The organism is Thermomonospora sp. CIF 1 (assembly GCF_001896795.1).
In the GTDB taxonomy this organism is placed as follows: domain Bacteria; phylum Actinomycetota; class Actinomycetes; order Streptosporangiales; family Streptosporangiaceae; genus Thermomonospora; species Thermomonospora curvata.
Map to the genome: position 1 here is coordinate 32,673 of NZ_MOYN02000025.1, position 22,160 is coordinate 54,832.

18 protein-coding genes and 2 pseudogenes are annotated in these 22,160 nt (G+C 70.3%); 1 reads left to right on the top strand and 19 read right to left on the bottom strand.

Annotated features, from left to right (window positions below):
* Positions 1-97: 97 nt before the first annotated feature.
* The 3 genes from BUE48_RS21940 to msrA form a co-directional block, all read right to left on the bottom strand.
* Positions 98-958: an LLM class F420-dependent oxidoreductase gene (locus BUE48_RS21940; RefSeq protein WP_286990883.1), complete on the bottom strand. Its 861-nt coding sequence runs from the start codon at positions 956-958 to the stop codon at positions 98-100.
* Positions 955-1,485 carry a nuclear transport factor 2 family protein gene (locus tag BUE48_RS21945; protein ID WP_041442655.1) on the bottom strand — a complete coding sequence of 177 codons (531 nt, stop codon included), beginning with the start codon at positions 1,483-1,485 and terminating at the stop codon, positions 955-957. Before BUE48_RS21945 ends, BUE48_RS21940 begins: the two co-directional genes overlap by 4 nt.
* A gap of 702 nt (positions 1,486-2,187) precedes the next feature.
* Positions 2,188-2,820, bottom strand: coding sequence for a peptide-methionine (S)-S-oxide reductase MsrA (msrA, locus tag BUE48_RS21950; RefSeq protein WP_041442658.1), 633 nt, complete (start codon positions 2,818-2,820; stop codon positions 2,188-2,190).
* Between the two features lie 110 nt (positions 2,821-2,930).
* Here msrA and rarD point away from each other — a divergent pair, with 110 nt between their 5' ends.
* A complete protein-coding gene (gene rarD / locus BUE48_RS21955; RefSeq protein ID WP_012854713.1) occupies positions 2,931-3,845 on the top strand; it encodes an EamA family transporter RarD in 915 nt (304 codons plus the stop codon).
* Here the strand turns inward: rarD and BUE48_RS21960 are convergent.
* The 16 genes and pseudogenes from BUE48_RS21960 to BUE48_RS22035 form a co-directional block, all read right to left on the bottom strand.
* Complete coding sequence (locus BUE48_RS21960) at positions 3,821-4,762, bottom strand: polyprenyl synthetase family protein (RefSeq protein ID WP_286990961.1); 942 nt, start codon at positions 4,760-4,762, stop codon at positions 3,821-3,823. The two genes, rarD and BUE48_RS21960, sit on opposite strands and share 25 nt — an antisense overlap.
* A 95-nt stretch (positions 4,763-4,857) precedes the next feature.
* Positions 4,858-6,423, bottom strand: a complete 1,566-nt coding sequence (nuoN, locus tag BUE48_RS21965; RefSeq protein WP_012854715.1) for an NADH-quinone oxidoreductase subunit NuoN — start codon at positions 6,421-6,423, stop codon at positions 4,858-4,860.
* Entirely contained in the window at positions 6,420-7,970 is a 1,551-nt protein-coding gene (locus tag BUE48_RS21970) for an NADH-quinone oxidoreductase subunit M (protein ID WP_286990885.1), read from the bottom strand. Before BUE48_RS21970 ends, nuoN begins: the two co-directional genes overlap by 4 nt.
* Positions 7,971-8,037: 67 nt before the next feature.
* Positions 8,038-9,948 carry an NADH-quinone oxidoreductase subunit L gene (gene nuoL, locus BUE48_RS21975; protein ID WP_012854717.1) on the bottom strand — a complete coding sequence of 637 codons (1,911 nt, stop codon included), beginning with the start codon at positions 9,946-9,948 and terminating at the stop codon, positions 8,038-8,040.
* Positions 9,949-9,958: 10 nt separating this feature from the next.
* A complete protein-coding gene (gene nuoK, locus BUE48_RS21980; protein WP_012854718.1) occupies positions 9,959-10,258 on the bottom strand; it encodes an NADH-quinone oxidoreductase subunit NuoK in 300 nt (99 codons plus the stop codon).
* Positions 10,255-11,181, bottom strand: a complete 927-nt coding sequence (locus BUE48_RS21985; protein ID WP_012854719.1) for an NADH-quinone oxidoreductase subunit J — start codon at positions 11,179-11,181, stop codon at positions 10,255-10,257. The genes nuoK and BUE48_RS21985 overlap by 4 nt, the downstream gene beginning before the upstream one ends.
* Positions 11,178-11,762: an NADH-quinone oxidoreductase subunit NuoI gene (nuoI, locus tag BUE48_RS21990; RefSeq protein ID WP_012854720.1), complete on the bottom strand. Its 585-nt coding sequence runs from the start codon at positions 11,760-11,762 to the stop codon at positions 11,178-11,180. Before nuoI ends, BUE48_RS21985 begins: the two co-directional genes overlap by 4 nt.
* A complete protein-coding gene (gene nuoH, locus BUE48_RS21995) occupies positions 11,749-13,065 on the bottom strand; it encodes an NADH-quinone oxidoreductase subunit NuoH (RefSeq protein ID WP_012854721.1) in 1,317 nt (438 codons plus the stop codon). Before nuoH ends, nuoI begins: the two co-directional genes overlap by 14 nt.
* Positions 13,062-15,478 (bottom strand): annotated as a pseudogene (locus BUE48_RS22000) (NADH-quinone oxidoreductase subunit G). Before BUE48_RS22000 ends, nuoH begins: the two are co-directional and overlap by 4 nt.
* Entirely contained in the window at positions 15,475-16,776 is a 1,302-nt protein-coding gene (nuoF, locus tag BUE48_RS22005; protein ID WP_012854723.1) for an NADH-quinone oxidoreductase subunit NuoF, read from the bottom strand. Before nuoF ends, BUE48_RS22000 begins: the two are co-directional and overlap by 4 nt.
* Entirely contained in the window at positions 16,773-17,495 is a 723-nt protein-coding gene (nuoE, locus tag BUE48_RS22010; RefSeq protein WP_012854724.1) for an NADH-quinone oxidoreductase subunit NuoE, read from the bottom strand. The genes nuoF and nuoE overlap by 4 nt, the downstream gene beginning before the upstream one ends.
* A pseudogene (locus BUE48_RS22015) lies at positions 17,495-18,794 on the bottom strand (NADH-quinone oxidoreductase subunit D). Before BUE48_RS22015 ends, nuoE begins: the two are co-directional and overlap by 1 nt.
* Complete coding sequence (locus BUE48_RS22020) at positions 18,794-19,540, bottom strand: NADH-quinone oxidoreductase subunit C (RefSeq protein WP_012854726.1); 747 nt, start codon at positions 19,538-19,540, stop codon at positions 18,794-18,796. The pseudogene BUE48_RS22015 and the gene BUE48_RS22020 overlap by 1 nt, the downstream one beginning before the upstream one ends.
* Complete coding sequence (locus BUE48_RS22025; RefSeq protein WP_012854727.1) at positions 19,541-20,092, bottom strand: NuoB/complex I 20 kDa subunit family protein; 552 nt, start codon at positions 20,090-20,092, stop codon at positions 19,541-19,543. It abuts the gene before it with no gap.
* A 91-nt stretch (positions 20,093-20,183) separates the two neighbouring features.
* A complete protein-coding gene (locus BUE48_RS22030; protein ID WP_012854728.1) occupies positions 20,184-20,543 on the bottom strand; it encodes an NADH-quinone oxidoreductase subunit A in 360 nt (119 codons plus the stop codon).
* A 324-nt stretch (positions 20,544-20,867) separates the two neighbouring features.
* A complete protein-coding gene (locus BUE48_RS22035) occupies positions 20,868-22,124 on the bottom strand; it encodes a geranylgeranyl reductase family protein (protein WP_012854730.1) in 1,257 nt (418 codons plus the stop codon).
* Between the last annotated feature and the right edge of the window lie 36 nt (positions 22,125-22,160).

Here is a 22,160-nt window from a genome sequence, read left to right on the forward strand (position 1 = left end):
AACCTAAGCGCGCGGCGAACGCGGCACCGGCGGGACGCTCCCCCGTTTGCCCGGCGCTGAGCGGCCTTTGAGCCGTCCCGGAAGCGGGAAACGCCCCTCAGCCGGAGAAGGCGATCTCGGCGAAGGCCTCCAGCTGCTCCAGGTAGTGCTCCAGCGACTCGTGCCGCACGGTGAGGTTGATCCGGGTGGCCCCCGCCTCGGCGGCGGTCCGCATCAGCTCGGTGACCTGCTCGGGCCTGCCGATGGCGTCGATGCGGCGATTGGGCGTGAACACCACGTCGAAGCCCTCGGGAATCTGCACCGAGTCGAGCATCTGCCGCATCCGCTCCGGCGACGGGCCGCGGAACGCCTGGGGCGCCGGGGCCCACCCGTCCCCGAGCGTGACCGCCCGGCGCAGCGCGCGCATGCTGTGGCCCCCGATCCACAGCGGCACCCGGGACTGCACGGCGTGCGGATCGATCACCATCTCCTTGAACGAGAAGTACTCCCCCTCGTAGGAGACGACCCGGGAGGACAGCGCCGCCCGCAAGGCGCGCAGCGCGTCATCGGCCCGCGGCCCGCGATCGTCGAAGGGCTTGCCCAGCAGATCGAACTCCTCGCGCAGGTTGCCCACGCCCAGCCCGAGGATCAGCCGGCCGCCGCTGAGATGGTCGAGGGTGCCGTACCGCTTGGCCAGCTCCAGCGGGTGGTAGAAGGGCAGCACCAGCACGTACGGCAGAAAACGCAGCCGCTCGGTGTGCGCCGCCAGGAACGAGAAAGTCGCCAGCGGGTCGTAGAAGCGTTCACCGCGCGGCAACCCCGGCGGCACGGCCACATGGTCGGGACAGGTCATGAAGTCGTACCCGAGCCGGTCGGCGGCCTTGGCGACCCGGACCAGTTCGGCGACCCCGGCCCGGTGCTCCCACTCGGGTCGGTTACCGGCCAGAGCGACGATGGGAGAGCTGATACCGACCTTCACGACCCCGCCCTTCTCGATGCGATGCGCCGCTGCAGCACGATGAGGGGATCGAGCTCGTCCCGGCGCCCCGACGGCCCCTCCCCCTCCTTGGGCACGAACCGCCCGACCTCGGACCTGGTCCACTCACGGACCGCCCAGCGCTCGCAGATGGCCCACCGCCCGTCCCGGTAGGTCATGTGATCGACGAACCGCACCCCGCTGGTGAAGTTGGCCCGGACGCTGTCGGCCGGCTCCCCCCAGTGCACGGAGATGCCGTAGGCCTCCGAGACCGCCTCATCTCCGTACAGATCGACCAGGTGGTTGGCCACGATGTGCATGGTCCCGCCCCGCCGCGCCCGCAGCCTGGGCTCCACCCAGGCCAGGTACTCCTCGACGGTCCCGTCAAAGCCGGTGTGGTGGTCGATCGCACCGGGATGGTAGGCCGAACGCACCAGTTCGAAGTCCAGCCGGTCGATCCCCCGGCAGTACCGCAGCACGACGTCGTGGATCTGCTGCCGATCCCACCACTGCGAACGCTCCCGTGCCACGACCACCCCGGAACAACGCGGGCCACTGCGACGAACCTGCCGTCCGGCGGCCGACGCGACCAGGACCCGCGTCCCCGCCCGCCTGCCGCCGCACGCCCAACCTAGGCATCCGGGACGACCACGAACGCCCCGGTCTCACTGACCGGAAGCACCCCGGCCCCGTACCGGAGAGATGCGGATCCACGGCAGCGGGCCCGCTCCCTGACCAGGCCGTTCGCTTCAATCCCTCATAGCGCCGACGAGGACGTGCCGGCTCCGCCACACCCATCCAAGGCGCCACGTTGCGATCCCCCGCAGGGCGGATGAGGACGCGGGGAACTCCTCTATTCGCTTCTAGTGCGTCATCTTGCGGTCCCTCTCACAAGGTGGATGAGGGCCCGTCGCTCTGAAGGCCACCGGGCGGCTCGTTCGAGATGCTGCGATCTCCCGCAGAGCGGACGAGGACGGGGCTCTCCGAGTGGGAGACCGCGGCCCGGTGCGCGTTGCGCTCCCTTAAAGGGTGGATGAGGGCGACTGGACGCGCATCCGCCGCCACATCCTCATCCGCGTTGCGATCCCTTAAAGGGGGGATGAGGGCCCCAGAGTAAAGGCAGGCCAGGGCAGTGGAAGTCGGCCCGACACGGCCTGGTCCGGCAGCGGGCCCCCGGTCGTGCATCTGACCCGAGAGGTGTGCCGCAAACCCAGGGGGCGAGGCCGATGTGGTCACTCGGCGGGTGCGATGCCCACCGGACAGGAGACGCCGGTGCCGCCCAGGCCGCAGTAGCCGTTGGGATTCTTGGCGTCCGACAGGTACTGCTGGTGGTAGGGCTCGGCGAAGTAGAAGGGGCCGGCGGGGGCGATCTCGGTGGTGATGGTGCCGTGGCCGGCGGCGGTCAGGGCCTTCTGGTAGGCCTCGCGGGAGGCCTCGGCCGCCTTGCGCTGGGCCTCGGAGTGGGTGTAGATGGCCGAGCGGTACTGGGTGCCGATGTCGTTGCCCTGGCGCATGCCCTGGGTGGGGTCGTGGGACTCCCAGAAGACGCGCAGAAGCCGCTCGTAGGTGACCTTGGCGGGGTCGTAGACGACGCGGACGGCCTCGGCGTGGCCGGTCAGGCCGCTGCAGACCTCCTCGTAGGTCGGGTTGGGCGTGTAGCCGCCCTGGTAGCCGACGGCGGTGGTGATGACGCCGGGGACCTGCCAGAACGTGCGCTCGGCGCCCCAGAAGCAGCCCAGGGCGAAGTCGGCGATCTCGCTGCCCTCCGGGTAGGGCGGGGCGAGCGGGGTGCCCAGTACCTCGTGGGCGGGCGGCACCGGCATGGGGGTGTCGCGACCGGGCAGGGCCTTGTCCGCGGGGACCATTTCGGTCTTGAAGGCGGTGTTGAAGATGCCGAACACCTCTTCAGGGTATCCGGCGCATCACCGGCAGCGACATGAACGTCACATATATTCGGTAATTACCGGCTGATACTGTGACGGGCGTGATCGATCGGCGTGGTCTGGCCTCCGGGATCGCGGCCTATGGGCTGTGGGGGCTGTTTCCGCTCTACTGGCCGCTGCTGAAGCCCGCCGGGGCGACGGAGATCCTGGGGCACCGGATCATGTGGTCGCTGGTGACCGTGCTGGTGATCCTGGCGGTGCGCCGAAGCTGGCGATGGGTGCGCGAGCTGACGCCGCGCACGCTGGCGCTGCTGGCGCTGGCGGCGGCGGTGATCGGAGCCAACTGGGGCGCCTTCATCTACGCGGTCAACACCGGGCACACCCTCGAAGCCGCGCTGGGCTACTTCATCAACCCGCTGATCAGCGTGCTGCTGGGAGTGCTGGTGTTCCGGGAACGGCTGCGCCCCTGGCAGTGGGGCGCGATCGGGCTGGGCGCCGTGGCGGTGCTGGTGCTGGCCGTCGACTACGGCCGCCCGCCCTGGATCGCGCTGACGCTGGCCTGCTCGTTCGGGCTGTACGGCATGGTCAAGAAGTTCGCCGACATGCCGTCGGCCGAGAGCCTGGCGGCCGAGAGCGCCGTGTTGTTCCTGCCGGCGCTGGCCTATGCGCTGCTGCTCCAGGGGCAGGGCAGCGCGGCGTTCGGCCACGCGGGCCTGGGGCACGCGCTGCTGCTGGCGGGCAGCGGGCTGGTCACGGCGGTGCCGCTGATGCTGTTCAACGCGGCGGCGGTCCGGATCCCGCTGAGCGCCCTGGGCATGCTGCAGTACCTGACGCCGGTCCTGCAGTTCCTGATCGGGCTGCTGGTGCAGCACGAGCCGATGCCCGCCGGCCGGTGGATCGGGTTCCTGCTGGTGTGGACCGCCCTGGTGATCTTGACCGCGGACGGGTTCCGCGCCGCCCGCCGGGCCCGGGTCAAAGCCGCTCAGCCGGTGCGGGAGACCACGTAGTCGCACAGGCCCGTCAGCGCGGCACGGGCCGGGATGTCCGGCAGCGTCAGCAGCTCCGCCCGCGCGTCCTCGGCCCACCGCCGCAGGTCCTCCCGGGCGCGGTCCATCGCCGGGTGGGCGCGCAGCAGCGCCAGCGCCTCGGCGTGCAGCTCCTCGTCGGTCAGGTCCTGGCACAGCAGCTCGCGCAGCCGGGCATCCGCCGGGTCGGTGGAGGACAGCACGTGCAGCATCGGCAGGGTGCGGATGCCCTCCCGCAGGTCCGTGCCGGGGGTCTTGCCGGACTGCTCGAACTCCGAGGCGATGTCCAAGATGTCGTCCGACAGCTGGAAGGCCACGCCGATCTTCTCGCAGGCGGAGGTGATGGTCTCCACCACCTGCTGCGGAGCGCCGGCCAGCAGCGCGCCCAGATGCCCGGAGACCGCGATCAGCGAGGCGGTCTTGTCGGCCACCACCTGCAGGTAGTGCTCGAGCGGGTCGGCGTCCGGGGCCGGCCCGGAGGTCTCGGCGATCTGCCCGCGCACCAGGCGGGCGAACGCCCGCGCCTGGATCCGCACCGCCTGCGGCCCCAGGTCGGCCAGCAGGTCCGAGGCCCGGGCGAACAGGTAGTCGCCGGTCAAGATGGCCACCGTGTTGGTCCAGCGGACGTTGGCCGACTCCTCGCCGCGCCGCACGGTGGCCTCGTCCATCACATCGTCGTGATACAGCGTGGCCAGGTGGGTCAGCTCGACGACCACCGCCGCGGGCACCACGCCCGCGGCGGCCGGGTCGCCGAAGTGGGAGGCCAGCAGCACCAGCGCCGGGCGGAACCGTTTGCCGCCGGCCTCCACCAGGTGCTTGGACGCCTCGGCCAGCAGCGGGTCGTCGCTGGTGACCGACTGGACCAGCAGCTCCTCCACCGCCGCCAGCCGCTCCCGCATATCCGCTGCGAGCGCGGCATCGACCGACAGGTCGAACGGCACCCCACTGCTCACCGAGAACCCCCTACGGGACGGCCGCCCGCAGGCGGCCCCCGTCAACGAACGAACATCTGAGCGGCGGCATCCCCGGCCAGGTCCAGCACCGGCTGGGGCAGCACGCCGAGTACCACAGTAACCGCCACGCCGAGGGCGACCGCAGTCACCGTGGCCGGGCTGAACACCACCGACGGCCCGTCGGCGACCGGATCACTGAAGAACATGATCACGATCACCCGGACGTAGAAGAAGGCCGCCACGGCCGAGGCCAGCACGCCCACGATCACCAGCGGGGTGGCACCGCCGTCCACCGCCGCCGAGAACACCGCGAACTTGCCGGTGAACCCGCTGGTGAGCGGGATACCGGCCATGGCCAGCAGGAAGAAGGCGAACACCCCGGCCACCATCGGCGAGCGCTTGCCCAGCCCCGCCCAGCGGCGCAGGTGGGCCGCCTCGCCACCGGTGTCGCGCACCATGGTGACCACGGCGAACGCTCCGATGGTAGTGAATCCGTAGGCGGCCAGGTAGAACAGGGTGCTCGACAGCCCCTGCTGGGAGGTGGCGACCACACCGGTCAGCAGGAAGCCGGCGTGCGCGATGGAGGAGTAGGCCAGCATCCGCTTGATGTCGGTCTGGGTGACCGCGATGACCGCGCCGGCCACCATGGTGAGGATGGCCACCCCCCACATCGCCGGCCGCCAGTCCCAGCGCAGCGTCTCAAAGCCCACGTAGTAGACCCGCAGCAGCGCCCCGAAGGCCGCCACCAGCGTGGTGGAGGCCATCAGCGCGGTGACCGGGGTCGGGGCGCCCTGGTAGACGTCCGGCTTCCACATGTGGAACGGCGCCGCGCCCAGCTTGAACAGCAGCCCGACGCTGACCAGCGCGATCCCGCCCAGCAGCAGCGGCTCGCCGCCGGCGCCGCGGCCGGCCTGGTCGGCGATGTCCGACAGCCGCACCGACCCGGCGAAGCCGTACAGCAGCGCCACCCCGTACAGGAAGAACGCCGAGGAGAACGCCCCCAGCAGGAAGTACTTGACCGCCGCCTCCTGCGACAGCAGCCGCCGCCGGCGGGCCAGGCCGCACAGCAGGTACAGCGGCAGCGACAGCACTTCCAGCGCCACGAACATGGTCAGCAGGTCGTTGGCGGCCGGGAACAGCAGCATCCCGCCCACCGCGAACATCATCAGCGGGAAGATCTCGGTCTGCCGGATCCCCGCCGTCATGGTCTGCTGCTCGGCCTCGCTGCCCGGCAGCGCCGAGGCCTGGGCGGTGAAGTGGGCGGCGCTGCGTTCGGCGATCAGCAGCAGGCTGACCAGCGCCAGCACCAGGATGGTGCCCTGGATGAACAGGGTCGGCCCGTCCACCCCGATGGCGCCCATGGCCGCCACGTGGAACGGCTGTTCCCGCCAGGCCAGCACCACCGTCCACACCAGGGCGGCCAGCAGCCCGGCGAAGGCCAGCGGCACCTGGACGCGGTAGCGCCAGGAGCGGCCGACGAACGCCTCCACCAGCACCCCGGCCACCGCCACGCCGAAGACGATCAGCAGCGGCGCCAGCTGGCCGTACTCGATGTGCGGCGCGGGAATGCTCCCGGGAGCCGCGATGATGTGCACTCCGGCGCTCACGGACGAGCCCCCTTCTCAGCGACGGTGGGCGTGGGATCGCTCACCTGGACCTGACGGAGCGTCTGCTGGACCGACGGGTCGATCACATCCAGCACCGGCTTGGGGAAGAAGCCCAGCGCCACGATGATCGCCAGGATCGGGGCGATGGCGGTCAGCTCCCGCCGGGACAGATCCTTGAAGCCGGCGACGGCCTCGGCGGTGGGCCCGTTCATGGTCCGCTGGTACATCCACAGGATGTAGACGGCGGCCAGCACGATGCCCAGCGCGGCGATGACCGCGGCGACCTGGTAGCGGCTGAAGGTGCCGACCAGCACCAGGAACTCCGAGACGAACGGCGCCAGCCCCGGCAGCGACAGTCCCGACAGCCCGGCGATGAGGAACGCCCCGGCCAGCAGCGGCGCCACCTTCTGCACCCCGCCGAAGGCGTCGACGCGGGCCGAGCCGCGGCGCACGATGAGGAACCCGACGATCAGGAACAGCGCGCCGGTGGAGAACCCGTGGTTGACCATGTAGAGCGCGGCGCCGGACTGGCCCTGGGAGGTCATCGCGAAGATGCCCAGCACGATGAACCCGAAGTGGGAGATCGAGGTGTAGGCGATCAGCCGCTTCAGGTCCACCTGCCCGATCGCCAGCACCGCGCCGTAGATGACGCTGATCACCGCGAAGGTCAGCACCACCGGGGCGGCCCACTTGGACGCCTCGGGGAACAGCTCCAGGCAGAACCGGAGCATGCCGTAGGTGCCGACCTTGTCCAGCACGCCGACGATCAGCACCAGCGCGCCGGCCGGGGCCTGGGCGGCGGTGTCCGGCAGCCAGGTGTGCACCGGCACCATGGGCGCCTTGATCGCAAAGGCGATGAAGAAGCCCAGGAACAGCCACTTGGCCACGGCCGGGTCGAGCTTGAGGCCCTGCAGCTCCGACATCAGGAAGGTGTTCGGCCCCTGCACGTACAGGGCGATCACCGCGACCAGCATCAGCAGCCCGCCCAGCAGCGAGTACAGCAGGAACTTCACCGCCGCGTACGAGCGCTGCGGGCCGCCGAAGATCCCGATGAGGAAGTACACCGGGACCAGCATGACCTCGAAGAAGATGTAGAACAGGAAGACGTCGGTGGCCGCGAAGACCCCGACCATCATGGCCTCGAGGGCCAGGATCAGCGCGAAGTAGGTCTTGACCGACTTGGCCGGGGGCCGCTCGCCCTCGGCGACCACCCCGCCGTAGCGGTCGGCCTCGCCCCAGGAGGCCACGATGACCAGCGGGACGAGGATCACCGACATCAGGATCAGCACCAGGGCGACGCCGTCGACGCCGAGCGCCCAGTGCACCCCGAAGGCGGGGATCCACTCGTAGACCTCTTCGAACTGGTGGCGCGGGCCGCCGACCTCGAAGCCGGCCGCCATGACGAAGGCCAAGGCGGCGACCAGTACCGACACTCCCAGCGCCACCTGCTTGGCCAGTGCGTCCCGGCCGCGCGGCAGCAGCGCCACGCCCAGCGCGCCCAGCGCGGGCAGCGCGATCAGGACGCTCAGCCAGGGAAAGTCGTTCATCAGACGTTCACCACCAGCAGGGCCGCCGCCGCGGCGGCGGCAATCGGGCAGGCTTGGACAGGGCGCATCAGGCGTTCACCGCCAGCAGGGCCGCCACGACGACCGCCGCGCCGAGGAACATGGACAGGGCGTAGGAGCGCACGAAGCCGGTCTGCAGCCGGCGCACCCGGCCCGAGGTGCCGCCGATCGCGGCGGCCAGGCCGTTGACGATCCCGTCCACGCCCTTGTTGTCGAAGAAGACCGCCAGCCGGGTCAGCCACTGGCCGGGCCGCATGAACAGCGACTCGTTGATGGAGTCGCCGTAGAGGTCCTTGCGGGCGGCCACGGTCAGGAAGGAGCCGGCCGGGGCCTTGCGCGGCACCGGGCGGGCCCCGTACTGCCGCCAGGCCAGCGCCACACCGGCCAGCATCAGCACCAGCACCGTCACGCTCGGCACGGTGATCCAGTGGAACTCATGGTGCCCCTCCTCACCGACCACCGGCTCCAGGAAGCCGGGGAAGGAGCCGAGCACCAGCACCCAGCCGGCGGCCACCGAGCCGACCGCCAGCAGCATCAGCGGGATGGTCATCACCTTCGGCGACTCGTGCGGGTGGACGTCGTCCTCCCACCGCTTGTCGCCGTAGAAGGTCATGAACATCACCCGGGACATGTAGTAGGCGGTGATCGCCGCGCCCACCACCGTGCAGGTGCCCAGGATCATGCCGGAGGTGCCGCCCTTGTCGAAGGCGGCGGTGATGATGCCCTCCTTGGTGAAGAAGCCGGCCAGCGGCGGCACCCCGATGATCGCCAGGTAGCCCAGCCCGAAGGTGGCCCAGGTGATCGTCATGGCGGTGCGCAGCCCGCCGTAGTGGCGCATGTTCACGTCGTCGTTCATGGCGTGCATGACCGACCCGGCGCCCAGGAACAGCCCGGCCTTGAAGAAGCCGTGGGCGATCAGGTGGGCGATGGCGAACACGTACCCGGCCGGGCCCAGCCCCGCCGCCAGCACCATGTAGCCGATCTGCGACATGGTCGAGCCGGCCAGCGCCTTCTTGATGTCGTCCTTGGCGCACCCGATGATCGCACCGGCCAGCAGCGTGGCCGCGCCCACGATCGTCACCGCCAGCTGGGCGTCCGGCGCCATCTCGAAGATCGGGCCGGAGCGGACGATCAGGTAGACGCCGGCGGTCACCATGGTGGCCGCGTGGATCAGCGCCGAGACCGGGGTGGGGCCCTCCATCGCGTCCAGAAGCCAGGACTGCAGCGGCAGCTGGGCGGACTTGCCGCAGGCGCCCAGGAGCAGCAGCAGCCCGATCGCGGTGGCGGTGCCCTCGCTGATCTGCTGGGCGGCGCCGACGTGGTGGGCTCCCTCACCGAGGATGTCGGTGAAGGCCACGGTGCCGAACGTGGCGAACATCAGCGAGATGCCGATGACCATGCCCAGGTCGCCGACCCGGTTGACCACGAACGCCTTCTTGGCCGCGGTCGCCGCCGACGGCTTGTACTGCCAGAACCCGATCAGCAGGTAGGACGCCAACCCGACGCCCTCCCAGCCGATGAACAGGCCGACGTAGTTGTCGGCCAGCACCAGCAGCAGCATCGCCGCCACGAACAGGTTCAGGTAGGCGAAGAACCGCCGCCGGTGCTCGTCTTCGGCCATGTAGCCGATGGAGTAGATGTGGATCAGCGAACCCACACCGGTGATCAGCAGCACGAAGCTGATCGACAACGGGTCGATCAGCAGGCCCATGTCGAGGTGGAAGTCCCCGACGGTGAACCACTCGTACAGATGCACCAGCCGCCGCCGCTCGCCGGGGTCGTAGCCGAGCATCTGGACGAACATCGCCAACCCGACCGCGAACGACGCCAGCGACATGCCGGTGCCGAGCAGGTGGCCCCACTTGTCGGTGCGCCTGCCGCCCAGCAGCAAAATCGCCGCGCCCGCCAGCGGGAGGGCGATGAGAAGCCAGGCTGCGGCCTGGATGCCTTCTGCCTTCATCTCCCGCCTCTCAGTACTTCAGCAGGTTGGCGTCGTCCACCGACGACGACCTGCGGGTTCTGAAGATCGTCATGAGGATCGCCAGCCCCACCACGACCTCGGCGGCGGCGACCACCATCACGAAGAAGGCGATGATCTGGCCGTCGAGGTTGCCGTGCATGCGGGCGAACGACACGAACGCCAAGTTGGCGGCGTTGAGCATCAGCTCCACGCACATGAACATCACGATGGCGTTGCGGCGCACCAGCACGCCGGTGGCGCCGATGGTGAACAGCAGCGCCGACAGCGTCAGGTAGTGGCCGGGACTCATGAGCCTGCCTCGCCTTCACTCGCGTCCCCGCCGGCGGCGGGGGTGCCCGACTTGACCTCCCGGGACTCGGCGTCGGCGTCGCGTGCGGAGTCGGTGACCGCCCGCACCGCGGTCACGTCCCGCTCGACCGCCTGCTCTTCGGTCTGGCCCTCCAGGTCGGCGTGCATCCGGGCGGTGCCGGCGCGGCGCGCGATGACGGGGTTGACCGACAGTTCCGAGATGCTGCCGTCCGGCAGCAGCGCCGGCATGTCCACCGCGTTGTGCCGGGCGTAGGTGCCGGGGCCGGGCAGCGGGGTCGGGTGGCCGCCGGGACGGAACCGGCGCTTGGACAGTTCCTTCTGGGTGGGCTTGGGGCTGGTGCGCTCGCGGTGGGCCAGCACCATCGCGCCCAGCGCCGCGGTGATCAGCAGCGCGCTGGTCACCTCGAACGCGAACACGTACTTGGTGAACAGCAGCCGCGCCAGGCCCTGGACGTTGCCGCCGGCCTCGGCGTTGGCCGCCGCCAGCCCCATCGAGTCCGACAGCGCGGCGTTGCCCAGGCCGGAGATCACCAGCACGGCGAAGCCCAGCCCGGCGATCGCCGCCCAGATCCGCTGGCCGCGGATGGTCTCCACCAGCGAGTCGGTGGAGGAGACGCCCACCAGCATGAGGACGAACAAAAACAGCATCAGCACCGCGCCGGTGTACACGATGACCTGCACGAACGCCAGGAAGGGGGCGTCTTGCACCGCGTACAGCACCGCCAGCGACAGCATGACCACCGCCAGCATCAGCGCCGAGTGCACCGCCTTGCGCAGGAACACCATGCCCAAGGCGGCGGCCACGCTGACGACGGCCAGCAGCCAGAACACCACCGGTTCACCCGGCTGGGCGTCGGTCTGTGCCAGCACCGGGGTCGCGGAGCCGGTCAGTTGCTCGATCACTTCTTCTCACCGCTCTCGGCGCGGACCGCCGCATCGCCGCCGGAACGCCGCCCCCCATCGGAGTCGTCGGTCTCCTTGAGGCCGAGGCGGTAGTAGTCTTCCTCGGTCTCGCCGAGCCGCATGGGGTGCGGCGGCGCCTCCATGCCCTCGCGCAGCGGCGCCAGCAGCATGTCCTTGGTGTAGATCAGGCTCTCGCGGTTGTCGTCGGCCAGTTCGTATTCGTTGGTCATCGTCAGCGCGCGCGTGGGGCACGCCTCGATGCACATCCCGCACAGAATGCAGCGCAGGTAGTTGATCTGGTAGACGCGGCCGTAGCGCTCACCCGGGGAGTAGCGCTCCTCCTCGGTGTTGTCGGCGGCCTCCACGTAGATGGCGTCCGCCGGGCAGGCCCACGCGCACAGCTCGCAGCCGATGCACTTCTCCAGCCCGTCCGGCCAGCGGTTGAGCTGGTGCCGGCCGTGGAACCGGGGGGCGGTGGGCTTCTTCACCTCCGGGTACTGGACGGTCTCGCTTTTCTGGAACATCTGGTGAAAAGCGACACCGAAGCCCTTGACCGGGTTCAGGAAGTCAGTGAGACCCACTGGCCACCTCCTTGTGCGCGGTGACGTCGCGGCGGCCGACGCCGTGGTAGTGCGGGGCGTCCAGCGGCGGCACCGGGAAGGCCCCGGCGCGCTCCGGCTCGGCGGCCTGCAGGTCCGGGACGATCTCCTTGCCGGAGTCCCGGTCGCCGCGGGCCATGTCCCACACGATCGACAGCACCAGCAGCACTCCGATGGCCACGGCCGACCAGATCGCCACCTGGGTCATGTCGTAGCCGGCGTTGCGCAGCCCGCGGACGGTGGCCACCAGCAGGATCCAGCCCAGGGAGAAGGGCATCAGGACCTTCCAGCCCAGCTTCATCAGCTGGTCGTAGCGCACCCGCGGCAGCGAACCGCGCAGCCAGATGAAGAAGAAGATGAACAGGCCGATCTTGATCATGAACCACAGCACCGGCCACCAGCCCTGGTTGGCGCCCGGCCAGATGGTGGAGATCGGCGCCGGGGCCCGCCAGCCGCCCAGGAACAGCGTGGTGGCCAGGGCCGACAGGGTGGCCAGGTTGATGTACTCGGCCAGGAAGAACATCGCGAACTTCAGGGACGAGTACTCGGTGTGGAACCCGCCGACGATCTCGCCTTCGCCCTCGGGCAGGTCGAAGGGGATGCGGTTGGACTCGCCCATCATCGTGATCACGTAGACGATGAACGAGGGCAGCAGCATCACCGCGAACCAGCGGTCGGCCTGGGCCGCCACGATCCCCGAGGTGGACATCGTGCCGGCGAACAGGAACACCGCCACGAACGACAGCCCCATGGCGATCTCATAGGAGATCACCTGGGCGGCCGAGCGCAGCCCGCCCAGCAGGGCGTACGGCGACATCGACGACCAGCCGGCCAGCACGATCCCGTAGGCGCCCATCGAGGCCATCGCCAGCACCAGCAGCACCGCCACCGGCAGGTCGGTGCCCTGCAGCGGGGTCTGGTGGCCGAAGATCGACACCGTCGGGCCGAACGGGATGATGACGAACGACACGAACGCCGGAACCGCGGCGATGACCGGGGCCAGGATGAACACCACCTTGTCCACCTGACGTGGGGTGATGTCCTCCTTGAGGGCCAGTTTGATGCCGTCGGCCAGGCCCTGCAGCAGCCCGAAGGGCCCGGCCCGGTTGGGACCGACCCGAAGCTGCATCCGGCCGATGACCCGGCGCTCGATCCACATGGTCATCAAGACGGTGAGCACCAGGAAGATGAAGATGGCCAGCACCTTGCCGCCGATCAGCCACCACGGGTCGCGCCCGAAGGAGGAGATGGTGGGATCGGCGGTGGCGGCCAGCGGCACGCTCATTCGGCACCTCCACTGTCGGCCTCGGCCGCGGCGATCGAGACGATCGCGCCCGTGTCCGCGCCCAGGTCGCGGTAGAGGGCGCAGCCTTGCGAGTTGGTGGGCAGCCAGATCACCCGGTCCGGCAGGTCCGGCGTGATCTCCAGCGGCAGCGTCAGCGACCGGTCGCCGTGGCTGACGGTCACCGCGTCCCCGGCGCCGATCTCGGCGGCGGTGGCGGGCGACAGCCGGGCCAGCGAGGGCTTGGCGGTGCCCGCCAGGTACGGCTCGCCGTCCTGCAGCCGGCCCAGGTCCAGCAGCTGCCGCCAGGTGGCCAGCAGCGCCTCGCCCGGCAGCGGCTCGCGGGTGACCGCGGCGGTCGCCGACGGGGCGCCGGCCCGCTCGCCCCGCCAGGTGCCCAGCTCGGCCAGCTCGCGGCGGGCCGCCTCCGGCCCCGGCAGCGCCAGGTGGACGTCCATCTCACCGGCCAGCGCGTCCAGCACCCGCAGGTCCGACAGCCTGCCGGGGACCTTCAGCACCACGTCGAACTGGCGGCCGCGGCCCTCCCAGTTGACGAACGTGCCGGCCTTCTCGGTCACCGCGGCCACCGGCAGCACCACATCGGCGCGGTCGGTGACGGCGCTGGCCCGCTGCTCCAGGCTCACCACGAACGGAGCGGCCTCGATGGCGGCCAGCGCGCCCTCGGGATCGGGCAGGTCGTAGGGGTCCACCCCGCCGATCAGCAGCGCCTCCAGCTCCCCGGCCGCGGCGGCGGCCAGGATCTGGCCGGTGGAGCGGCCGGGTGCAGCCGGCAGCTCGGCCACGTTCCAGACCCGGGCGACCTCGGCGCGGGCGGCCGGGTCGGCGACCGGACGGCCCACCGGCAGCAGCGTGGGCAGCGCCCCGGCCTCCAGCGCGCCGCGCTCCCCGGCCCGCCGCGGCACCCAGGCCAAGCGGGCGCCGGTGACCTGGGACAGCCGCACCGCGCTGGACAGCGCGCCGGGGCTGGTGGCCAGCCGCTCGCCGAGCAGGATCACCGCGCCGGGGGCCTTGAGCTCCTCGACGGCCGGCTCGTCCCCGGTGACCAGGGCGCCCAGCACCTCGGCCTCCCCGCCGGGCAGCGACCGCAGCAGCGTGCCGCCCATCTTGGCCAGCCCGCGGGTGGCGAACGGGGCGATCGAGTAGACCTTCAGGCCCTTCTTCCGGTACGCCTTGCGCAGCCGCAGGAAGACGATCGGGGACTCTTCCTCCGGTTCGAACCCGGCCAGCAGCACCGCCGGGGCCTTCTCCAGGTCGGCGTAAGAGACCTCGATGCCGTGCCCGGCCACCGCGAAGGCCAGGAAGTCTGCCTCCTCGGGCGAGTGCGGCCGGGCCCGGAAGTCGATGTCGTTGGTGCCCAGCGCCACCCGCGCGAACTTGGCGTAGGCGTAGGCGTCCTCCAGCGTGAGCCGCCCGCCGGTGAGCACCCCGGCGCGGCCGCGGGCGGCGGCCAGGCCGCGGGCCGCGGCGGCCAGCGCCTCCGGCCAGGAGGTGGTCTCCAGCACCCCGTCGGCGTTGCGGACCATCGGGTAGACGAGCCGGTCGGGCTGGGTGGTGTAGGTGAAGGCCCACCGGCCCTTGTCGCAGTTCCACTCCTCGTTGACCTGCGGGTCGTCGCCGGCCAGCCGCCGGGTCACCTTGCCGCGGCGGTGGTCGGTGCGCAGCGCGCAGCCGGAGGCGCAGTGCTCGCAGGCCGTGGGCACCGACACCAGGTCAAAGGGCCGGGAGCGGAACCGGTAGGCGGCCCCGGTGAGCGCGCCCACCGGGCAGATCTGCACCGTGTTGCCGGAGAAGTAGGACTGGAACGGCCGGCCGTCGGCCGCCCCGACCTGCTCCTGGGCGCCCCGCTTGAACAGGTCGATGAACGGGTCGCCGGCGATCTGGTCGGAGAAGCGGGTGCAGCGGGCGCACTGGATGCACCGCTCGCGGTCCAGCAGGATCTGCGACGACAGCGCGATCGGCTTGGGGAAGGTGCGCCGTTGGACATCGCCTGGTTCTGCAGCGGGCACTCGCCGCCCTTGTCGCAGATCGGGCAGTCCAGCGGGTGGTTGATCAGCAGCAGCTCCATCACCCCGTGCTGGGCCTTGTCGGCCACCGGGGAGGTGAGCTGCGTCTTGATCACCATGCCGGGCATCACCTGCGTGGTGCAGGAGGCCTGCGGCTTGGGCATCGGGCGCCCGTTGCCGGCGTCGGGGATCTCCACCAGGCACTGGCGGCAGGCGCCCACCGGGTCCAGCAGCGGGTGGTCGCAGAACCTGGGGATCTGGATGCCCAGCAGCTCGGCGGCCCGGATGATCAGCGTGCCCTCGGGCACCTCGATCTCAAAGCCGTCGATGGTGCACTTGACCATCTTCGGCCGCTGTTCGACCTCTGCGGAGGTCTTGTCGGTGACCGTCACTGCTCACCTGCCCAAACGGTCGACTTGGCGGGGTCGAACGGGCACCCGCCCTCGGTGATGTGCGCGATGTACTCGTCGCGGAACAGCTTGATGGACGAGGTCACCGGGCTGGTGGCGCCGTCGCCCAGCGCGCAGAAGGACCGTCCGAGGATGTTGTCGGACAGGTCCAGCAGCGTCTCCAGGTCCTCCTCGGTGCCCTGGCCGTTCTCCAGCCGCCTGAGCATCTGCTTGTACCAGTAGGTGCCTTCGCGGCAGGGGGTGCACTTGCCGCACGACTCGTGCGCGTAGAACTCCGACCAGCGCAGCACCGCCCGCACCACGCAGGTGGTCTCGTCGAAGATCTGCAGCGCCCGGGTGCCGAGCATGGAGCCGGCCGCGCCGACGCTCTCGAAGTCCAGCGGCACGTCCATGTGCTCCTTGGTGAACAGCGGGGTGGACGAGCCGCCGGGGGTCCAGAACTTCAGATCGCGGCCCTTGCGCATGCCGCCGGCCATCTCCAGCAGTTCGCGCAGCGTGATGCCGAGCGGCGCCTCGTACTGGCCGGGCCGGGTCACGTGCCCCGACAGCGAGAAGATCCCGAAACCCTTGGACTTCTCGGTGCCCATCGAGGCGAACCAGTCGGGCCCGTTGGCCACGATCGAGGGAACCGAGGAGATCGATTCCACGTTGTTGATCACGGTGGGGCCGCCGTAGAGCCCCGCCACGGCCGGGAAGGGAGGCTTGAGCCTGGGTTGGCCGCGGTAGCCCTCCAGGGAGTCCAGCAGCGCGGTCTCCTCGCCGCAGATGTAGGCGCCGGCGCCGGTGTGGACCACCACGTCCAGGTCGTAGCCGGTGCCGAGGATGTCCTTGCCGAGGTAGCCGGCCTGGTAGGCCTCGGCGACCGCCTGCTGCAGGCGGCGGATGACATGCAGCACCTCGCCGCGCACGTAGATGAAGGCGTGGTGGGAGCGGATCGCGTAGGCGCTGATGATGATGCCTTCGACCAGCACGTGCGGGTTGGCCATCATCAGCGGGATGTCCTTGCAGGTGCCCGGCTCGGACTCGTCGGCGTTGACCACCAGGTAGCGGGGCTTGGGGCTGTTGGGCGGCAGGAAGCCCCACTTCATGCCGGTGGGGAAGCCGGCGCCGCCGCGGCCGCGCAGCCCGGAGTCCTTGACCGCCTGGACGATGGCGTCCGGTTCCATCCGCAGCGCCTTGCGCATGGCCTGGTAGCCGCCGGTGCGTTCGTAGGCGGCCAGGGTGAAGGAGTCCGGCTGGTCCCAGTTGCGGGACAGCACCGGGGTGAGAGTCGTGCTCATTTGTGGGTGTCCCCTTGTGTCTGGGAGCCTGCGGCGGGCTCGTCGGCCTCGGGAGCGGACGCCTGCGGCGGGGGAGCCTGCCAGTTGCGTTCCTTGGCCAGCTTCAGCCCGGCCAGGGTCGGCTCGCCGGCCTGCACGCCCTCGCCGGCCCGGCCGTCGGGGAAGCCGGCCAGCACCCGGGAGGCCTCCTTCCAGGTGCACAGCCGCTTCGGGCCGCGGGTGGGGGCGACCTCCTTGCCGGCGCGCAGGTCATCGACCAGCTGCTTGGCCTTCTCGGGAGTCATGTTGTCGAAGAACTCCCAGTTGACCATGACCACCGGCGCGTAGTCGCAGGCGGCGTTGCACTCCAGGCGCTCCAGCGAGATCTTGCCGTCCTCGGTGGCCTCGTCGTGCCCGACGCCGAGGTATTCGGACAGCTCCTCCCAGATCTGGTCGCCGCCCATCACCGCGCACAGCGTGTTGATGCACACCCCGACGTGGTATTCGCCGACGGGCTTGTGCTTGTACATGGTGTAGAAGGTGGCGACCCCGGTGACCTGGGCGGGGGTGATGCCCAGCTGCTCGGCGCAGAACTCGATGCCGTCGGAGGTGATGTGGCCGTCCACCGACTGCACCAGGTGCAGCAGCGGCAGCAGGGCCGAGCGCGGCTTGGGGTAGCGCGCGATGATCTCCTTGGCGTCCCGTTCGAGTTGGGCGCGGGTTTCGGGTGAGTACGCCATCAGCGGTCCACCCCTCCCATCACGGGGTCGATGCTGGCGACGGCCGCGATCACGTCCGCGACCATGCCGCCTTCGGTCATGGCCGGCGTCGCCTGCAGGTTGGTGAAGGACGGGTCTCGGAAGTGCACGCGGTAGGGGCGGGGACCGCCGTCGCTGACCACGTGGACGCCCAGTTCGCCGCGGGGCGACTCCACCGCCGCGTACGCCTGGCCGGCCGGGACCCTGAAGCCCTCGGTCACCAGCTTGAAGTGGTGGATGAGGGCCTCCGTCGGTGCCGATGGCCAGCTGGGCGGGCCAGCCGATCTTCTTGTCCTCGATCATCACCGGGCCCTTGGTGACCGACAGCCGGTCCAGGCACTGCTCGATGATCTTGAGGGACTCCTCCATCTCCTGCATGCGCACCAGGTAGCGGCCGTACACGTCGCAGGTGTCCTGGGTGGCCACCTCGAACTCGTACTTCTCGTAGCCGCAGTACGGCTGGGTCTTGCGCAGGTCCCACGGCAGCCCGGTGGCGCGCAGCACCGGCCCGGTGACGCCGAGGGCCATGCAGCCCTCCAGGTCCAGGTAGGCGATGTCCTTGGTGCGGGCCAGGAAGACGGGGTTGGCGTCCATCAGCTTGCGCAGCTGCTTGATGCGCCCCGGCATGCGGTCCAGGAACTCGCGGACCTTGGTGAACCCGCCGTGCCCGATGTCCTGGGCGACGCCGCCCGGCCGGACGTAGGCCATGTTCATCCGCAGCCCGGTGATCTCCTCGAACACGTCCAGGGCGTACTCGCGCTCGATGAAGCCGTTGAGCATCACCGTGGTGGCGCCCAGCTCCAGCCCGAAGGTGGCGATGGCCACCAGGTGGGAGGAGATCCGGTTGAGCTCCATCATCATCACGCGGATGATCTGGGCCCGCTCGGGGATCTGGTCGGTGATGCCCAGCAGTTTTTCCACCGCCATGCAGTAGGCGGTCTCGTTGAAGATCGGCGAGAGGTAGTCCATCCGGGTGCAGAACGCCGGGCCCTGCGCCCAGGTGCGGAACTCCATGTTCTTTTCGATGCCGGTGTGCAGGTAGCCGATGTTCACCCGGCACTCGTCGACGGTCTCGCCGTCCAGCGTCAGGATCAGCCGCAGCACGCCGTGGGTGGAGGGGTGCTGGGGGCCCATGTTGACCACGAGCCGCTCATCGGAGCCGTCCTCGGCGGCGGCGGTGACGACCTGGTCCCAGTCGCCGCCCTGCACGCCCAGGACCTTGCCCTCGGTCGCCTCCTCGGCGGCGTAGGCGTCGTACTCGGTGTATTTGGCAGAGCTCATCAGGCGTACGACCTCCGCTGGTCGGGCGGCGGGATCTCCGCGCCTCGGTACTCGACCGGGATTCCGCCAAGGGGGTAGTCCTTGCGCTGGGGGTGACCCACCCAGTCGTCGGGCATCTCGATGCGGGTCAGCGCCGGATGCCCGTCGAAGATGATCCCGAAGAAGTCGTAGGTCTCCCGCTCGTGCCAGTCGTTGGTCGGGTAGATCGACACGATCGACGGGATGTGCGGGTCGGCGTCGGGGCAGGTGACCTCGATGCGGATCCGCCGGTTGTGGGTCATCGACAGGAAGTGGTAGACGGCGTGCAGCTCGGCGCCGGTGTCGGAGGGGTAGTGCACGCCCGACACCCCGGTGCACAGCTCAAAACGCAGGGCGGGATCGTCGCGCAAGGTCTGGGCGACCTGCGGCAGGTACTGCCGGCGCACCACGAAGGTGATCTCGCCGCGGTCCACCACCACCCGCTCCACGGCCTCGCCGAAGTCGGGGAAGGCCCGCTCCAGCGCGTCGGCGACCTCGTCGAACTCGCCCGGCGTGCCGGTGCCCTCCGGGCCGCCGTAGGGGCGGGGGCTGGAGACCTTGGGGGCCTGCCGGACGACCAGCCCGCCGTAGCCGGAGGTGTCGCCGCTGGTCTTGGCGCCGAACATGCCCTTGCGGACGATCGGCTGGGCCAGCGGGTCGGCCGCAGCCGGGGCGGGCAGCCGGTCGGCGGCCTGCTCGGCCTGCTGCTCGGGGTTCTGACTGCTCATTTAGATCGCTCCCTGCTGTCCCAGCAGCGGCAGGCGGCGGCGCTTGGCCTCTTCCAGCTCCTGGATCTGCCGCTTGCGGTGCGGGCCCAGCTTGGTGTTCTGGATCTTGTCGTGCAGCTTGACGATGGCGTCGATCAGCATCTCCGGCCGCGGCGGGCAGCCGGGCAGGTAGATGTCGACCGGGACGATGTGGTCCACGCCCTGCACGACGGCGTAGTTGTTGAACATGCCGCCGGAGGAGGCGCACACGCCCATGGCGATGACCCACTTGGGCTCGGTCATCTGGTCGTAGATCTGCCGCAGCACCGGCGCCATCTTCTGGCTCACCCGGCCCGCCACGATCATCAGGTCGGCCTGCCGCGGCGTGGCCGAGGCGCGTTCCATGCCCCAGCGGGAGAAGTCGTGGCGGGGGTCGCCGGCGGCCATCATCTCGATGGCGCAGCAGGCCAGCCCGAAGGTGGCCGGCCAGGTCGAGCTCCGGCGAGCCCAGCCCACCACCTGCTCGACCGTGGTCAGCAGGAATCCGCTGGGGAGTTTCTCCTCTAGGCCCATGGCTCGCCCGCCCTCCTCACTCGCTGTGCGGCCGGTTCACCGTCTTTGCGCCGCAGCGCCGGCTGCATGCGGCTGGACTCGCGGCTCATCTTCAGTCCCACTCCAGACCGCCGCGCCGCCACACGTAGGCGTACGCGACCAGGACGGTGACGATGAACAGCACCATCTCGACCAGCGCGAAGATCCCCATGCTCTCGAAGGCCACCGCCCACGGGTACAGGAAGATGATCTCGATGTCGAAGACGATGAACAGCATCGCCGTCAGGTAGTACTTGATCGGGAAGCGTCCGCCGCCCACCGGCTGGGGGGTGGGCTCGATGCCGCACTCATAGGCTTCGAGCTTGGCCCGGTTCCAGCGCTTGGGGCCGACGACGGCGGACATCAACACCGAGAAGGCCGCGAAGGCGAATCCCAGTGCTCCCAGCACGACGATCGGAACGTAGAGATCCATGTCTCTACACCCCCTCCTCGGTTCGTACGGCGTTGTACGGGCTGGACGCCGCCGATGGGGTCGCCTCCAGCGAGGCGCGGGGCGAGCTCGCCACCGTGGCACCGGTCACGGCGCGGTTGTGAGATGCGCCATGGCCACGGGTGGCCACCTTAGCCAGGACGCCGATGTGCACGTCCCGCGGGGGGTGCCCCATGTCGGTCGGTTCTGTGGCGAACGTCCGGAACGCCGTCTTTTGCGCTCCCGGACGTGCGGCGCAGTGGGATCGCCGCAGCACGGCCGGGCCCGGTGTGCCCGGCCGTGTCACGATGCGTCCCCTCGCCGAGTTCATGCCGCCGGCGCCGCCTTCTTCAGGGCGTTGATCACCCGGTCCATCGCGTCGCCGCCGCGCGGGTCGGTGAGGTTGGCCAGCAGCTTGAGGGTGAAGCGCATCAGGGTGGGATGCGGCAGCCCGTGCCTGGTCAGGAACTTCATCACCCGGGGATCTCCGATGGCCTGCACGAAGATCCGGCCGAGGGTGAAGTAGCCGCCGTGCTGCTCCTTGAGGATGCGCGGGTACTGGTGCAGGGTGCGTTCCCGCCGGCCGGGGGTGGAGCGGGCCAGCGCCTGCACGATGGTCTCGGCGGCCAGCTTGCCGGACTCCAGCCCGTAGTCGATGCCTTCGCCGTTGAAAGGGTTGATCATGCCGCCGGCGTCGCCCACCAGCAGCAGGCCCCGGGTGTAGTGGGGCTGGCGGTTGAAGCCCATGGGCAGGGCGGCGCCGCGGATCGGGCCGGTGGCGTGGTCCTCGTCGATCTGCCACTCCTCGGGCATGCCGGCGGTCCACTTGCGCAGCATGGCCCGGTAGTCGACGTTCTGGAACGCCTTGCTGGTGTTGAGCAGGCCCAGCCCGACGTTGGACAGCCCGTTGCCGAGCGGGAACACCCAGCCGTAGCCGGGCAGCAGCCGCTGGCCGTCCCACAGCTCCAGCCACGACTCCAGGTACTCGTCGTCGTGGCGGGGGGTGCGGTAGTAGCGGCGGACGGCCACGCCCATCGGGCGGTCGGTGCGCCGCCGCAGCCCCATGGCCAGCGACAGCCGGCTGGAGTTGCCGTCGGCGGCGACCACCAGCGGGGCGCGGTAGGAGACCTCCTGGCCCTGGTACTTGGCGGTGACGCCGACGATGCGGCCGGTGCGCTCGTCGACGATGGGGCCGGTGACGTTGCAGCCCTGCTGCAGCCGGGCGCCGGCCTTGGCGGCGTGCTCGGCCAGCAGCCGGTCCAGGTCGGTGCGGGCGCGCACCAGGCCGAAGTCGGGGAAGGAGGCCAGCTCGGGCCAGTCCAGTTCGATCTTGACCCCGCCGCCGTAGATGCGCAGGCCCCTGGTGCGGGCCCAGCCGGGCGCATCGAGGTCGACGCCCATGGAGATCAGGGCCCGTACGGCTCGGGGGGTGAGGCCGTCACCGCAGATCTTGTCGCGGGGGAAGGTGGCCTTCTCCAGCAACAGCACGTCCAGGCCGGCCTGGGCCAGCCAGTAGGCGGTGGACGAGCCGGCGGGTCCCGCACCGACGACGATGGCGTCCGCCCGCCCGGAGGATTCGGTCACTGCGGTGTTCCTTCGCTCGTTCGCTTGTGAAGGACT

Bases quoted from the DNA above. Each gene is read 5' to 3' on its own strand.
- msrA (WP_041442658.1), bottom strand. From the start codon at position 2,820: ATGGTCCCCGCGGACAAGGCCCTGCCCGGTCGCGACACCCCCATGCCG.
- BUE48_RS21960 (WP_286990961.1), bottom strand. From the start codon at position 4,762: ATGCGGGAGCGGCTGGCGGCGGTGGAGGAGCTGCTGGTCCAGTCGGTC.
- BUE48_RS21970 (WP_286990885.1), bottom strand. From the start codon at position 7,970: ATGAACGACTTTCCCTGGCTGAGCGTCCTGATCGCGCTGCCCGCGCTG.
- nuoL (WP_012854717.1), bottom strand. From the start codon at position 9,948: ATGAAGGCAGAAGGCATCCAGGCCGCAGCCTGGCTTCTCATCGCCCTC.
- nuoK (WP_012854718.1), bottom strand. From the start codon at position 10,258: ATGAGTCCCGGCCACTACCTGACGCTGTCGGCGCTGCTGTTCACCATC.
- nuoH (WP_012854721.1), bottom strand. From the start codon at position 13,065: ATGAGCGTGCCGCTGGCCGCCACCGCCGATCCCACCATCTCCTCCTTC.
- nuoF (WP_012854723.1), bottom strand. From the start codon at position 16,776: ATGAGCACGACTCTCACCCCGGTGCTGTCCCGCAACTGGGACCAGCCG.
- nuoE (WP_012854724.1), bottom strand. From the start codon at position 17,495: ATGGCGTACTCACCCGAAACCCGCGCCCAACTCGAACGGGACGCCAAG.
- BUE48_RS22020 (WP_012854726.1), bottom strand. From the start codon at position 19,540: ATGAGCAGTCAGAACCCCGAGCAGCAGGCCGAGCAGGCCGCCGACCGG.
- BUE48_RS22025 (WP_012854727.1), bottom strand. From the start codon at position 20,092: ATGGGCCTAGAGGAGAAACTCCCCAGCGGATTCCTGCTGACCACGGTC.
- BUE48_RS22030 (WP_012854728.1), bottom strand. From the start codon at position 20,543: ATGGATCTCTACGTTCCGATCGTCGTGCTGGGAGCACTGGGATTCGCC.